Consider the following 15,160-nt stretch of genomic DNA (forward strand, 5'->3'; position numbering starts at 1 on the left):
ACCCGTTCCGTGTTCCCACGCGGCGCTCAGTCGAGGTCGCGCAGCTTGATCGCGTAGATGCCGCGGCCGTGGGTGGCCGCGTACAGCGTGCGGCCGTCGGGGCTGGTCTTGAGCTGGAGGACGGCGACGGCCGGGAGGTCGCCGACGCGCTGCCAGGTCGTACGGCCCGGGGCGCGGAGGACGACGCCGAGGTCGGTGGCGACGGCGAGGCCGCCGTCCGCCGTCACCACCGCGGAGTCGGCGGGCACGTCGGGCAGGTTCGCCGAGATGTCCTTCCAGGTGGTGCCGCCGTCGGTGGACTCGAAGAGGTGGCCGACGCCCGCGCCGGGGCCCTCGGTCCAGTGCCGGGAGAAGCCGTTGACCGCGAGGAACACGTGGTCGGCGTTCTTCGAGTCGACGGCGAAGCCGCTCAGGTAGCGGTTGGGCACGGTGCCGTCCACGGGGAGGGTGATGTCGTGCCAGCCGGTGCCGTCGGCGTTGCCCACGGCGATGCCACGGGCGAAGCCCTGGTTGTTGCACGGCCCGCACCAGGCGGCGTAGATCTTCCCGCCGGAGGCCGCGACGGCGGTCGCGACGCGGCCGGGTCCGAAGTCGTGGACGCTCGTCCACTCGGAGCCGCTGCGGATGGCGTACCCGTGGGTCTGCACCCAGACGTGCCGGCCGCCGGCGATCCAGGTGGCGGCGTTCTTCTGGTCGGCGGCGAGCGGGGCGATGAAGCGGGCCTCGCCGGTGGCGTTGTCGGCCGGGGCGACGCCGTACGACGTGGCCTTGGCCGGATCGGTGAGCCAACTGCCGTCGTTGAGCGCGCAGTTCTGGGTGACCTGGATGGCGAGGTAGACGTACTCCTCGGCGATGTCGCAGCCGTCGGCGGGGTCGGTGAGGGTGTCGCCGCCATCGCCGCCGAAGTTGGAGCCCATCACCTTGTCGTTGCTTCGCAGGACGGACTGGCCGTTGTCCTGGAGGCCGCCGGTGACCGTGACGCCGCCGTTCTCGCGGTCCTTGCCGATGCCGACGGAGTAGTACTGGAGAGTGTCGATCGTGCCGTCGTTGAGGGAGGCCCAGTCGGTGGCGTGCCCGTCGGTGTCCTGGGCGCCGTCGAGCGGGCGCTTGTAGATGCCGCCGTCGTTGCCGACGTACACCCAACTCCTGCCGTGGTAGCGGCCGATGGCGACGCCGTGCTGGTCGGAGTGGGTGGTCGGGTTGCAGTCACCGGTCTGCTTTGCCGGGTCGATGTTCCAGCAGGAGAAGCCGAAGTTCCAGTACGGGCCGACGGTGGACCAGGTGCTGCCGCCGTCCTTGGTCTCGTAGACCTCTTCGAGTCCGGCGTACACGTGCCGCGGGTCGCTCGGGTCGACGGTGAGGAACTGGTTGTACCAGGCCTGCACGCCGGGCATGTAACCGGGCGAGTTCAGCGCCGAGTTGTCGGCGGCCAGGCCCTTGTAGTCGGCGATCTTCGTCCAGGGGCCGGTCGGCGAGCCGGACGTGGAGACGAAGATGCCTTCGAGGCCGCTGTCCGGGTTGGTGTCGAGTTCTTCCGGCGACTGGTCGACGGCGTAGTAGCGGGAGCCGTCGGCGGAGCGGGCGAAGGTGACGTTGCCGACGCCGTCGGGGTCGGCCGGGAGGTCGCCGAGTCCGCTGGTGATCCGGGTCCAGGTGCCGCGGACCTTGGTGAAGAAGCCGTTGTAGTCGTCACCGCTGCGCCAGCCGACGGCGAGGACCACCTTCGACGGGTCCTTGGGGTCGATGGCGATGTCGTTCGCGATGTTCTTGTACGGCGCTGCCGGGTCGCCCGCCTTCGAACCGCCGGGCAGGTACTCGGGGTTGGGCGCGTACTCCAGGGTCCAGGCCCCGTCCAGGCGCTTCGTGGAGTGGCTCCACACACCCTTGCTGGTGGCGGCCCACACCCGGCCGCCGCCGAAGCGTAGTTCGTGGATGGTGGTGCTGTCCAGCTCGTCGCCGCCGATCCTGCGGCGCGGGGAGAACGTGCCGTGGTGCGGGTCGGCGAGGACGTAGACGCCGCTGCCGAGGTAGGCGTCGGCGTTGGTGGTGGCCTCGCCGGTGCCGAGCCACAGCCGGCCCGATCCGTCGAGCGCGAGGGCACCGGTGGACTGCGCGGGCAGCCGGTCGCTGATGGGCTGCCAGCGGCCACCTCCGGTGTGCGAGCGCCACACTCCGCCGCCGGCGCTGCCCGCGTACACGTAGCCGTCGTCGTCGGCCGCGATCGCGGCCATACGGCCGGTGACGTTGCCTGAACCGCCGCTGGAGTTGGAGTCGATGTCGCGGTAGCGCCCGTCGTCGGAGTTGTACGGCAGTGCGGTGACGTGGCTCCAGTTCCCGTCCGTCGAGGGGAGCTTGTGCAGGTCGCGCCAGGCGGCGCCGTACGCGCCCGGCGCGACGACGCCGGGTGAGGTGCGGGCCTCCGCGTACTGGTCGGCGCCCTCGGCGATCTCGTCCGCCTCGCCTCCGTCGTCGTCCTCCGCCTTCAGATGCGGCGTCCTGACGGTCGCCGACTGCTCGCGCTCCTTGGCGAGTTGGCCGAGCGCCCGGATTCCGAAGGGGCTCGCGTCGCCGCGGCCGGACGCGACGGACGGGGGTATCGCGACCAGCGCGGCGGACGCGGTGAGTGCGCAGACGGTGAACCACCGTCTTCTGCGGGTTGGCACGGACACCAGGGGCCTCCCGAGGGGCATCGACTCTGCCGACGCAGGAGACCCGATCACGGGAGGCGCGGCGCGTCCGCCGCTTGGTGAATTTTTGACGGGAACCTGCCACCGGCAGGAAGTTCTGCCCGTCAACCACCCGCATTCGCTGATGACTTACCGAAGGTGGGTGCTCAGACCTTGGCGCGGAGGATGTCGATGTTGCCCCAGTTGGTGCGCGCGCGGACCGTGACGGCGTCCTCGGTCCGCTCCGGGGCCTCGGACTCGGCGAGCGAGTTGCGCACCTGTCCCCGGTTGGAGGTGACGTCGAGCCAGGCGGCGGTGCCCTGCCGGATGCCCACCTCGATGGGGCCGTTGGAGGTCTCCAACCGGACGTCGCCGCGGGCGACATCGGCGACGCGGAGGTGGCCGTTGGTGGTGGTGGCGGTGACCGACGCCTCGGCGCGACCGATGTCCACGCCGCCGTTGGCGCCGCGCACCCTCAGCTCGCCGGTCACGGCGGCGACGGTCATGGTGCCGTGCGAGTTCTTCAGGACGGCGGGTCCGTCGATGGTGCCGACGCGCACGGTGCCGGTGCTGCTGGTGATCTCGGCCCTGCCCTCGACCCGGTCCACGGTGCTCGCGCCGTGCGACGCGATCAGGGTCAGCGGGCCGGTGGTGTCGAGGCGGACGTCGCCGGCCGAGGTCTTCACGTGGACCTCGCCGAGCCGGCCCTCGCCGACCACGCTGCCACCGGCGCCGCTCGCGTCGACGCGCGAGCCCGTGGGCAGTTGCACCGTCACGTCGACATTGCCGGCGCGCCCGAGCAGATTGGCCTTGGGGGTGCTGACGGTCAGGACGTCGCCCACGTAGGCGACCTCGGTCTGCTCGGCCGCCCGCACGTCCTGGTCCTTCTTCGGGTCGCGGGGCCGCACCTCGACGACGGTGTCGGTGCGGTCGCCCGCCGTGAACCGGATGGAACCGGCGTACACGAAGGCGGTGACCGAAATCGGTTCGGGGGTGTCGAAAGAAGGCATGACTGTCCCGTCCTCTTGAGTCCTTGGTCCGTCCCCGCTGGTGGGACGTGGTGGGGGTGCGGTGCGGTGCGGTGAAGCGGTGCGGTGCGGTGCGGTGAAGCGGTGCGGACGTCGCCGGATCCGCTCAGCGCACCCAGCCCGTGAAGCTCTGGCCGACGCTGCGGATCCTCTCCGTCGCATGCGGCCGGGTGCCGCCGTCGACCGCGGCCGACACGGCCCGCACGAGCCAGGCGTTGACCGACAGGCCCTCGCGGTTCGCCGCCTCCTCGGCGCGCGCCTTGAGGTTCGCCGGCAGCCGCAGGTTGACGCGGGCGGTGCCACCCTCGTCGCCGTCGGCGGGCGCGGGCGCCTTGAACGGCTCGACGGGCGCGGCGGCTTCCATGGCACCACTGTCGGCAGGCGGCAGTGTCACCACGAAGTCGGGGTCCAGCCCCCGCAGCCGTACGTCGACCGAGCCGGGGGCGAGCTCGCGGGTGATCTCGTCCATCGCGGCCGAGAGCACGTTGAGCATGGTCAACCGGGCCGCCGACTCCAGCGGAGCGGTGAGCCGCTCGGCCAGCTCGCGGGCATCCTCCCCGCCCGCTTCGGCGGCCACCGCGAGTTCGCGGCGCAGGTTTTCGACATACGGCGTGAGGTCCATGACGCCATCATGGCACCACTATACCGCCATAGGCAAGCACGATCGGCAGCATGTATGGCACCACCCGACATCACATGACGCCACGTACCCCTCCCTCTCGTTCGCGCTATTGACATGAACCCGCGCCAACCCCGAGGCTCATGCGTGAAGTTGCTCAAAGGTGCTCGAATATCGCTTATTTCAAGCGCTAACAAGCATCCGGTGCAGAGTGGCGCAAGAACAAGAAGAGCAGTGCAAGGGCAAGAGCAGCGCGAGAACAAGAGCAGGAACAGCGAGAGCAAGAACAGTCAGTCCGCAAGGGTGCGAGAGGAGCTGTTCCGCCGTGCGAAGACTCCGACATCGTGTGCCGTGGCCGGCCTGGGTTCCGCTGGGGTTGGCGACCGCCCTGGCCGGGACCGTGCTCGCCGCTCCGGCGCCCACCGCTGCCGCCGCCACAACGGCCGGCGGCACGCTCGACCCGGGTCACGCGAGCGTCAGCTGGCAGAGCCCGGTCTACCCCGAGGGCACCGGCGGCGGCACCGAGAGCTGCCCGGCCGCCGCCGACGACCCGGAGAACAAGGTCTGCGACCGCTTCGACCTGACCGTCTCGGTGCCCGACGGCTACTGGGACGACAACCCCGAGGGCGGCGTCCCGCTCTCCATCACATGGGAGCACCCCTCCGACGACTTCGACATGTACGTCTACGACGACAACGGCAAGCAGGTGGCGTCCAGCGCCGGCACCGCCGACCCCGAGGCCACGGTGATCCCGCGGGCGTCAGGGACGTACCACGTCGTGGTCGTGCCGTACGACGTGCACGACAACTCCTTCGCCGGCACCGCCTACCTGCCCTCGACCACGGATGCCGGCGACCTCACGTCCTTCTCGGGCAAGGACGGCGGCTACACCGTCGAGGCGGGCGGCCTCAAGGCCCGCGCGGACTTCCTCGAAGGCGGTCAACTGCGGCTCCAGGCCGACCCGTCGGGCTCGCTGAGCGATCCGGCCGGCACGGCGATCGTGCGCGAGCAGCCGGCTCTCCAGCGGCACACCTCGTCCTTCGACGCGGGCGACTACTACGGCATCCGGTCCCCCGAGGCCGTCCTGCGCGTCTACAAGAAGCCGCTCCGCTTCGGCCTGTACAAGGCCGACAACCGCACCCGGATCTGGCAGGAGGACAAACCGCTGCGCTGGTCCACGGGCGGCATGCGGCAGAGCCTGGAGCGGGGCGCGGACGAACAGTTCTTCGGCGGCGGCGAGCAGAACGGCAGCTTCTCGCACCGCGGGCAGACCATGTACGTGGCCAACAGCTTCGACTGGAACGAGGGCGGCTACAACAACTCCCAGCCGTTCTACCTCTCCAGCACGGGCTACGGCGTCTTCCGCAACACCTTCGCGCCCGGCGTCTACACCTTCGGCGCGCCGGTCACCACGGGCCAGCAGGAACGGCGCCTGGACGCGTACTACTTCCTCGGCGACGCCAAGCAAGTGATAGGCAAGTACACGGCGTTGACCGGCAGGCCCTTCATGCCTCCGGTGTACGGCCTCGAACCCGGCGACTCCGACTGCTACCTGCACAACGCCAACCGGGGCGAGCGGCACACCCTGGACGCGCTGAAGATCGCCGACGGCTACACCGAGCACCAGATGCCGCTCGGCTGGATGCTGGTCAACGACGGCTACGGCTGCGGGTACGAGAACCTGGAGCAGACCGCTCAGGGCCTCAAGGACCACGACGCACAACTCGGCCTGTGGACGCAGAACGGCATCGACACGCTGGCCGACCAGGTCAAGGCGGGCCAGCGGGTGGCGAAGCTGGACGTGGCCTGGGTGGGCAACGGCTACAAGTTCGCGCTGGACGCGTGCGACGCCGCGAAGAAGGGGATCGAGGACAACAGCGACGCGCGCGGCTTCGTGTGGCTTCCGGTGTCCTGGGCGGGCGCCCAGCGCTGCGGGGTGCTGTGGAGCGGCGACCAGAAGCTGTCCTGGGACTACATCCGCTGGCAGATCCCGACGTACGCCGGGGCGACGATGTCCGGCATCGCGTACAACACCGGTGACGTGGGCAGCATCTACCGGCACGACGCGAAGATGTACGCCCGCGACCTGCAGTGGAAGGCGTTCCTTCCGGCCATCATGACGATGGACGGCTGGGCCAGTGACATCACCACCAAGAAGCCCGCGGACCAGCAGCCCTGGCTGGACGGGGAGCCGTACACCTCCATCAACCGCACGTACCTTCACCTGAAGGAGCGGTTGCTGCCGTACATGTACACGCTGTCGGCGCAGGCGGCGAAGACGGGCGTGGGCGCCGTGCGTCCGCTGTGGCTGGAGTATCCGGACGACCCGAACACCCTGGGCGCACAGGCCAAGTACGAGTTCCTGTCCGGCCGGGACTTCCTCGTGGCGCCGGTCTACGAGGACTCCGACACCCGTGACGGCATCTACCTGCCGAAGGGCACCTGGACCGACTACTGGACGGGCCGCACCTACCGGGGCCCCACGACCCTGAACGGGTACCACGCGCCGCTGGACACGCTCCCGCTGTTCGTGCGCGAGGGTGCGATCGTACCCATATGGCCCAAGAGGACGACGAGTTGGCAGAGCCGTGACCGGCACGAGCTGGACTGGGACCTGTACCCGTCCGCCCACGGCACCGGTCACTACACGCTGTACGAGGACGACGGCGTGACGCGTGACTTCGCCAAGGGCGCGGCTGCGACCCAGCGGGTGTCGGTGCACTCGGACCCGAAGGGAACGACCGTCTCGGTGGGCGCGAGCAGGGGTGACTACGCGGGCAAGGTGGACGCGCGGTCGTACCGGTTCACCGTGCACGGGGACTCCGCACCGGCGAAGGTCTTCCTCGACGGGCGCCGACTCCCGCACTCTGCCTGGTCGTTCGACGCGAACACCCGCGTGACGACGGTCAGCACGCCGAGCCTTCCGCTCGACCGCGGCTTCACGGTGCGCCTCACATAGGGACCGCCGGGCAGGAGTGGCTGGGCGGAGTCCCCGGGCAGAGGTTCCCAGGTAAAGGGAGCGACTTCCAGACCGTGTTGGACTATGCGACCGGTCATCACATGGACCGGTTCACGTCCCGGTCCTTGAACGCGACCGGCAGTGCGACCCGCCCGACAACGGCGGCCGCACGCCCGGAACCTGCTCCGGCGTGGCCCAGAACTCCTGGGACTTCGCCACGTACTCGGTGAAGTTCGCGGGCGCCACCCTGCCCTCCACCACCCCGACGCCGCCCCCCACATCGCCCCCCACGGCGACGCCGACCCCGACGCCGAGCGCCTCCTGCAAGACGGCCTGGAGTGCGACGACGGTGTACACGAGCGGGGACGAGGCCTCGTACGACCACCACAACCGGAAGGCCAAGTGGTGGCCCCGGAACGAGGCGCCGAACGGCGCCGAGTGGGGTCCGTGGCAGGGCGAGGGCGCCTGCTGACCCCCTTGACGGCGCCGGTTCCCAGCTCTACCTTCCGGGTCATCGGGCGAACAAGGATGCGTTCAGCGTTCAGATAACTGAACAGCATCGTTGAACGTGTGAACGCACCCTTGTGAGCGCATCCTTCTGGTGGAAGGACCCCCCACATGTCCCGTTCCCGGCTTCTCGCGGCGACGACCGCCGCGGGACTCACCCTCGTCCTCACCGCCCTCTGCGGCAGCGCGGACGCGGCCGACCCCGATGCCGCACCCGGCGGCAACTTCGACCTCTCGGCCTGGCAGCTCCAGGAGCCCGTCGGCTCCCCCGGCCACCCGGACACCATCCCCTCCTCGCGTCTGCAGGGCGCGGACGGCTACCAGGACGCGTACTTCTACACCGACACGAACGACGGCGCGATGACCTTCTGGGCTCCCGAGAAGGGCGTCACCACCCCCAACTCCCACTACGCCCGCTCCGAGTTGAGGGAGATGAACCGGGACGGCAGCCCCGCCGACTGGAAGCTGAGCGGCTCGCACCGGATGAGCGCCACCCTGCGGACGGTCTCGGTGACCAAGAACGTGTGCGTCGGCCAGATCCACCTCGGCTCCGGTGGCTCCTCCACGAAGCCGCTGCTGGAGCTGTACCAGCACGCGAACGGCGACATCGTGCTCGGCACCGAGGACTCGCCGTCCGGCGGCCAGACCTCGCACGACGTGGGCCATGTGGCCATCGGCGAGACCTGGAGCTACACCATCGCCGTGAGCGGCGGAAACACCATCGACCTGACCGTCGACGGCACCACGACCCACTACGCCATCCCGTCGTCCTTCAAGTCGTACAAGCAGTACTTCAAGGCCGGGTCGTACAACCAGTCCTCCTCCAGCAGCACCAAGAAGGGAGCCAAGGTCGCGTTCTACAAGCTGACCGTCTCGCACGGGTGACACGCGGTGTGACCTGCGCGACTGGTGGATCCGCACGGACGGTCGTAGCGTCGTGACCACTCGGTCGGAACACAGCACGACGAGTGGGAGCGGCCATGCGCGGATCACTGGTGGGAACGGCAGTCACCCTCGCGGCGGGAGCTCTGCTCACGGCCGCGATGCCCACGGCCTCGGCCAGTCCGCCCGGCGGCACGGCCGAGGCCGCTTCCACGCCCGCCACCGCATCCCCGTCCGTGCCCGCCTCCGCGCCCGTGGCCGAGCCCGCGCCGCGGCCGGTGCTCGTGGACTGCGCGTGGGCGCGCCATGTGCGCCCGACGGACTTCATCCTGGCCTGTGGCGACGGCAACAGCGTCCTCACGCATCTGAACTGGACGAAGTGGACCGACAGCGGGGCGGTCGCCGAGGGGATGAACGCGGTCAACGACTGCAAGCCCTACTGCGCGGCGGGCACGTTCCACTCCTACCCGGTGACGGTCCGGCTCGACCGCCCGGAGCCGTGGAAGAAGGACCCGGACGTCACGCACTTCACGCGGATGAGCCTGACCTACTCGGACGCGCGCCCGGACGGCTTCACCCAGGTCAAGACCTACCCGCTGTGGAACTGAGCGGGTAGGCCGGGCTTCACCCGGGCGCGCCCCGGAGGGCGCCGAGCCGTGGTCCGCGCGGGCGACCTCACCTCGGCTCGCCTCAGCCGATCTCCACCAGCAGATCGCCGCCCTCCACCTGCTGGATCCGGTTGATGGCCAGCCGGGAGACCCGGCCCGCCTTCGGCGCGGTGATCGTGGCCTCCATCTTCATCGCCTCGATGGTGGCCACGGTCGCCCCGGCCGCCACCACGTCGCCCTCGGCGACCGCGAGCGTGACCACACCGGCGAACGGCGCGGGCACATGGCCCGGGTTCGCGCGGTCGGCCTTCTCGGTCACCGGCACGTCGGAGGCCGCCGCCCGGTCCCGGACCTGGATGGGGCGCAGCTGGCCGTTGAGCGAGGACATCACGGTGCGCATGCCGCGCTCGTCGGCCTCGCCGACCGCCTGCAGCTCGATCAGCAGCCGGACGCCCGGTTCGAGGTCGACGGCGTACTCCTTGGCCGGCCGCAGACCGTAGAAGAAGGCCTTGCTGTCCAGGACACCGGTGTCGCCGAACGACTGCCGGTGCGTGTCGAACTCCCGTGTCGGGCCGGGGAACAGCAGCCGGTTGAGGGTGGCCCGGCGGTCCTTGGACAGGCCCTCGCGGTCCTCGGTGGACAGTTCGGGGACCGGCTTGGGTTCGCCGCGGCCCCGCAGGGCCTTGGTACGGAAGGGCTCGGGCCAGCCGCCGGGCGGGGTGCCCAGCTCGCCGCGCAGGAAGCCGATGACCGAGTCGGGGATGTCGAACCGGTCGGGGGTCTCCTCGAAGTCCGCCGGGGACACGCCGGCGCCGACCAGGTGCAGGGCGAGGTCGCCGACCACCTTGGACGACGGGGTGACCTTGACCAGGCGGCCCAGGATGCGGTCGGCGGCGGCGTACATCGCCTCGATGTCCTCGAAGCGGTCGCCGAGGCCGAGGGCCACGGCCTGCGTGCGCAGGTTGGACAACTGGCCGCCGGGGATCTCGTGGTGGTAGACGCGCCCGGTCGGGGAGGCGAGGCCCGCCTCGAACGGCGCGTAGATCTTCCGCACGCCCTCCCAGTACGGCTCCAGGTCGCCGACGGCCTGGAGGTCGAGGCCGGTGGGCCGCTCGGAGTGGTCGGTGGCGGCGACGAGCGCGGACAGCGAGGGCTGCGAGGTCGTCCCGGCCATGGAGGCCACCGCGCCGTCCACCGCGTCGACGCCCGCCTGGATCGCGGCGAGGTAGGTGGCGAGCTGGCCGCCCGCCGTGTCGTGCGTGTGCAGGTGCACCGGGAGGCCGAACTCGCGCCGCAGCGTGGAGACCAGCGTCGCGGCGGCCGGGGCACGCAGCAGGCCGGCCATGTCCTTGACCGCCAGGACGTGCGCGCCTGCCTCGGCGATCTGCTCGGCCAGGCGCAGGTAGTAGTCGAGGGTGTAGAGCCGCTCGCGGGGGTCGCTCAGGTCGGCGGTGTAGCAGAGGGCGACCTCGGCGACGGCGGTGCCGGTCTCGCGGACGGCGTCGATCGCGGGCCGCATCTGGCCGACGTCGTTGAGCGCGTCGAAGATGCGGAAGATGTCGATGCCGGTGGCCGCGGCCTCCTGCACGAAGGCGTCGGTCACCTCGGTCGGATAGGGGGTGTAGCCGACGGTGTTGCGGCCGCGCAGCAGCATCTGGAGGCAGATGTTGGGCACGGCCTCGCGCAGTGCGGCCAGCCGCTCCCAGGGGTCCTCGGCGAGGAAGCGCAGGGCGACGTCGTAGGTGGCGCCGCCCCAGCACTCCAGGGACAGCAGCTGCGGCAGGGTGCGGGCGACGACCGGGGCGACGGCGAGGAGGTCCTTGGTGCGCACCCGGGTGGCGAGCAGGGACTGGTGGGCGTCGCGGAAGGTGGTGTCGGTGACGCCGAGCGCCGGGGACTCGCGCAGGTGCCGGGCGAAGCCCTCGGGGCCGAGGTCGACCAGCAACTGTCGTGATCCCACCGGGGGTTCACCGGCCGGCAGCGGCGGCAGCTTGGTGGTGGGGTCGAGGAGGTCCGGGCGTTCGCCGTGCGGCTTGTTGACGGTGACGTCGGCAAGGTAGGTGAGCAGCTTGGTGCCGCGGTCGGCCGAGCTGCGCGAGGTCAGCAGATGCGGGCGCTCCTCGATGAAGGAGGTGGTGATCCGCCCGGCCTGGAAGTCGGGGTCGTCCAGCACCGCCTGGAGGAAGGGGATGTTGGTGGCCACGCCGCGGATGCGGAACTCGGCCACGGCGCGCCGGGCGCGGCCGACGGCGGCCTTGAAGTCCCTTCCCCGGCAGGTGAGTTTGACCAGCATGGAGTCGAAGTGGGCGCTGATCTCCGTACCGGCGTGGGTGGTTCCGCCGTCGAGCCGGATACCGGAGCCGCCGGGCGAGCGGTAGGCGCTGATGCGGCCGGTGTCCGGGCGGAAGCCGTTGGCCGGGTCCTCGGTGGTGATACGGCACTGGAGGGCGGCGCCGCGCAGCCTGACGGTGTCCTGGGCCAGGCCGAGGTCGGCGAGGGTCTCGCCGGCGGCGATGCGCATCTGGGACTGGACGAGGTCGACGTCGGTGACCTCTTCGGTGACCGTGTGCTCGACCTGGATGCGCGGGTTCATCTCGATGAAGACGTGGTTGCCGTCGCGGTCGAGGAGGAACTCGACGGTGCCCGCGTTGCGGTAGCCGATCTCGCGGGCGAAGCGCACGGCGTCGGCGCAGATCCGGTCCCGCAGTCCGGGGTCGAGGTTGGGCGCGGGCGCCAGCTCGATGACCTTCTGGTGGCGGCGCTGCAGCGAGCAGTCGCGCTCGTAGAGGTGGATGACGTCGCCCGCGCCGTCGGCGAGGATCTGCACCTCGATGTGGCGCGGGTCGATGACGGCCTTCTCCAGGAAGACGGTCGGGTCGCCGAACGCGGAGGCGGCCTCGCGGGAGGCCGCCTCGATGGACTCGCGCAGCAGCGCGGGGTCCTCCACGCGGCGCATGCCGCGTCCGCCGCCGCCCGCGACCGCCTTGACGAAGACGGGGAAGCCGATCTCGTCGGCGGCGCGCACGAGTTCGTCGACGTCGGTGGAGGGCGCGGAGGAGCCGAGGACGGGCACGCCCGCCGCACGGGCGGCGGCGACCGCGCGGGCCTTGTTGCCGGTCAGCTCCAGCGTGGCCGCGCTCGGCCCGACGAAGGTGATGCCCGCTTCCTCGCAGGCACGGGCGAGTTCGGGGTTCTCGGACAGGAAGCCGTAGCCCGGGTAGACGGCGTCCGCTCCGGCGCGGCGGGCGGCGCGCACGATCTCCTCGACGGAGAGGTACGCCCGCACGGGGTGGCCCGGTTCCCCGATCTCGTACGCCTCGTCGGCCTTGAGCCGGTGGAGTGAGTTGCGGTCCTCGTGCGGGAACACGGCGACCGTGCGCGCGCCGAGTTCGTAGCCCGCCCTGAACGCGCGGATCGCGATCTCTCCACGGTTGGCGACCAGCACCTTGCGGAACATCCTGGATTCCCTTCAGCCTGCCGGCGACGAGCACCATGGTGTCAGCCATGACCTGCCGTACGTCGCGGCAACATTAGGGGGCACCGGCACGGGTCGAAGTGCGAAAAGGGTCACATTGACGAGGCTGCGGGGGCTTCCCCGGCCCGTCCGGCGGGGGTGCGGGCGCCGTCGCGGACTCGGCCTTCCGGGTGGGCGCCAGGGACCGTACGACGGCTCGCACCTGCTCGCGGCGGCCGTGCAGGAGCCCCAGCACGATCGCCGCGCCCACCGCGATCAGATGTTCACGGCCGGCCAGGTTGGGGACGGCGACCGATTCCCACACCATCGATCCGCCGGTCAGCGCGAACACCACGGGGGCGCGCCGGACCACCGCCAGATAGGTGAACAGGCCGACGACGGCGGCGGAGGGCCCGGTGTCCAGGACCCGGCCGCACGCGGCGGACAGACCGAACCCCCACCAGCCGGGGCCGAGCGCGATCATCAGCCGCGCGGTGAGAGTTCCGGCCAGCGTGGTGAGGTAGGCGACGGCGAGCGTCCGGGCCCGGCCGAGGAGGAGTTCGGCGAGGGCGAAGGCGAGGAACAGCTGGGTGATGCCCGCCCACACCGGCAGGTCGAGTGCCGGGACGTACAGCGACACCGGGGTGCGCAGCAGGGACAGCCACAGCGGCAGGTCGGCGGTGACGCCGCCCAGTCGCCGCACCCATCGGGCCCCGGCGGGATGCTGGGCGAGGTCGTGGAAGAAGACGACACCGCCCGCGGCGACGAACGCCAGCACCAGTGCGGACAGCCCCCGGTGCGCGAGGCATCGTACCGGGGTGACGACGATGGCGTTCCACTCGCCTCTCAGCGTGCGCCCGGTGAAGCGGGCGAGACGCGCGAGCACCGAGCCGGCCGGCTCCCTGTGCCCGTGGCCGCTCATGAGGGACGACGGCCCGTCGCCTCCGGCTCCCCTTCCCCTGTTTCCCCCGCCGCTTCCTCCGTTTCCCCCGTTCCCCTCGCCACTCCACCTGTTTCCCCCGTCGCGTGCATCGCCCCCCCTTTGCCCCGCTTCCGGCTGTCCCAGTTCAGCGATCCCGGAGCCGGGCGTCAAGATCCGTCACCGGTGCGCCACCGTGACAAGAATCGGCTGCCGGCCGGGCAACCCGGCCGCCCTCGCGGACGTCCTCTCGCGGACGTCCTGGCCCTGACCCCGGACGTCCTGGCCCTGACCCGCCGCCCGCGGTTGACTTCGAGTGCACTCCAGGTCATAGCGTCGTGACCGACCCGGCGCACACAGCCCGCACCGCCCCGGCGCCGCCGTGGCATGCGGCCACGGGATATGGCCACGGGACACGGCCACGGGATGCCGGTGCGCGCGATCCGTCGCTAGATGGATGGAGGGCTTCGTGCGCGGGGGACGACCATCGAGAGTGCGGGAAAGGCTGGAACACGACATGCGACAGCGCAGTCTGCGGGATCTTCAGGTATCGGCCATCGGCCTCGGCTGCATGGGAATGTCCGCCTTCTACGGCACGACCGACCAGGGCGAGGGCATCGCCACCATCCGGCGCGCCCTGGAGCTCGGCGTCGACTTCCTCGACACCGCGCAGCTCTACGGTCCCCTCACCAACGAGTCCCTGGTCGGCGAGGCGATCCGGGGGCACCGCGACGAGTACGTGATCGCCACGAAGTTCAACTACCGGATGGACGACGCGGTTCCGGGCGACATGAGCACGGTCGGCCCGCAGGACGGCTCGGCCGAGCACGTCCGCAGCTCGATCCACGGCTCGCTGCGGCGCCTCGGCACCGATCACATCGACCTGTACTACCAGCACCGGGTCGACCCGAAGGTGCCCATCGAGGAGACGGTCGGCGCGCTCGCCGAGCTGGTCGCCGAGGGCAAGGTGCGGCACATCGGTCTGAGCGAGGCGAGCGCGGACACCATCCGGCGCGCGAACGCCGTCCACCCGGTCACGGCCGTGCAGAGCGAGTACTCGCTGTGGTCGCGGGACGTGGAGGCCGAGGTGCTGCCCGCCTGCCGGGAACTCGGCATCGGCTTCGTGCCCTACTCCCCGCTCGGCCGCGGCTTCCTGGCCGGCCGCTTCTCCTCCGCGCAGGAGCTGGACGAGAACGACTACCGCCGCAGCAGCCCCCGCTTCACCGATGCCAACATCGACGCGAACCAGCGGCTGGCGGCGAAGGTGAAGGAGATCGCCGCCGAGAAGGACGTCACCCCCGCGCAACTGGCGATCGCCTGGGTCCTGGCGCAGGGCGAGAATCTGGTCCCGATCCCGGGGACCAAGCGCCGCACCTACCTGGAGCAGAACGCTGGCGCGGTCGGTATCGAGCTGACGAAGGAGGACCTCGCCCGCATCGACGCCGAGCTGCCCCAGGTGAAGGGCGAGCGCTACGACGAGGCGGGGATGCGCTCGGTCAACGGCTGAGCGCCGGGCGG

The 15,160-nt window shown here is 71.0% G+C and carries 9 protein-coding genes and 1 pseudogene; 5 read left to right on the forward strand and 5 right to left on the reverse strand.

From position 1 onward, the window contains the following. Positions 1-26 precede the first annotated feature (26 nt). The 3 genes from ACGFYV_RS02935 to ACGFYV_RS02945 all read right to left on the reverse strand — a co-directional run bounded on the left by ACGFYV_RS02935 (position 27) and on the right by ACGFYV_RS02945 (position 4,316). Positions 27-2,669 (reverse strand): glycosyl hydrolase, encoded by a 2,643-nt coding sequence (locus ACGFYV_RS02935; RefSeq protein WP_393876551.1) that lies wholly within the window; start codon positions 2,667-2,669, stop codon positions 27-29. Between the two features lie 164 nt (positions 2,670-2,833). Continuing rightward, positions 2,834-3,676, reverse strand: a complete 843-nt coding sequence (locus tag ACGFYV_RS02940) for a DUF4097 domain-containing protein (RefSeq protein ID WP_393876552.1) — start codon at positions 3,674-3,676, stop codon at positions 2,834-2,836. Between the two features lie 124 nt (positions 3,677-3,800). Beyond that, positions 3,801-4,316 (reverse strand): toxin-antitoxin system HicB family antitoxin, encoded by a 516-nt coding sequence (locus ACGFYV_RS02945; protein WP_393876553.1) that lies wholly within the window; start codon positions 4,314-4,316, stop codon positions 3,801-3,803. A gap of 322 nt (positions 4,317-4,638) precedes the next feature. On the opposite strand from ACGFYV_RS02945, the gene ACGFYV_RS02950 reads away from it, so the two are divergent. From ACGFYV_RS02950 to ACGFYV_RS02965, 4 genes and pseudogenes are all read left to right on the forward strand, one after another. Next, the gene (locus ACGFYV_RS02950) at positions 4,639-7,272 is read left to right on the forward strand and encodes a TIM-barrel domain-containing protein (protein WP_393876554.1); all 2,634 of its coding nucleotides are present in this window, start codon (positions 4,639-4,641) and stop codon (positions 7,270-7,272) included. Positions 7,273-7,328: 56 nt separating this feature from the next. After that, a pseudogene (locus tag ACGFYV_RS02955) lies at positions 7,329-7,744 on the forward strand (chitinase); the annotation flags it as partial. Between the two features lie 146 nt (positions 7,745-7,890). Further along, complete coding sequence (locus tag ACGFYV_RS02960) at positions 7,891-8,664, forward strand: polysaccharide lyase family 7 protein (protein WP_393876555.1); 774 nt, start codon at positions 7,891-7,893, stop codon at positions 8,662-8,664. 95 nt (positions 8,665-8,759) lie between these two features. Continuing rightward, entirely contained in the window at positions 8,760-9,269 is a 510-nt protein-coding gene (locus ACGFYV_RS02965; protein ID WP_393876556.1) for a hypothetical protein, read from the forward strand. 82 nt (positions 9,270-9,351) lie between these two features. Here ACGFYV_RS02965 and ACGFYV_RS02970 read toward each other — a convergent pair whose 3' ends face one another. After that, entirely contained in the window at positions 9,352-12,726 is a 3,375-nt protein-coding gene (locus ACGFYV_RS02970; protein ID WP_393876557.1) for a pyruvate carboxylase, read from the reverse strand. Between the two features lie 73 nt (positions 12,727-12,799). Continuing rightward, complete coding sequence (locus tag ACGFYV_RS02975) at positions 12,800-13,645, reverse strand: hypothetical protein (protein ID WP_393876558.1); 846 nt, start codon at positions 13,643-13,645, stop codon at positions 12,800-12,802. Between the two features lie 514 nt (positions 13,646-14,159). On the opposite strand from ACGFYV_RS02975, the gene ACGFYV_RS02980 reads away from it, so the two are divergent. Continuing rightward, the gene (locus ACGFYV_RS02980; protein WP_393876559.1) at positions 14,160-15,149 is read left to right on the forward strand and encodes an aldo/keto reductase; all 990 of its coding nucleotides are present in this window, start codon (positions 14,160-14,162) and stop codon (positions 15,147-15,149) included. Positions 15,150-15,160 lie beyond the last annotated feature (11 nt).

Source organism: Streptomyces sp. NPDC048297 (assembly GCF_043201585.1).
GTDB lineage: Bacteria > Actinomycetota > Actinomycetes > Streptomycetales > Streptomycetaceae > Streptomyces.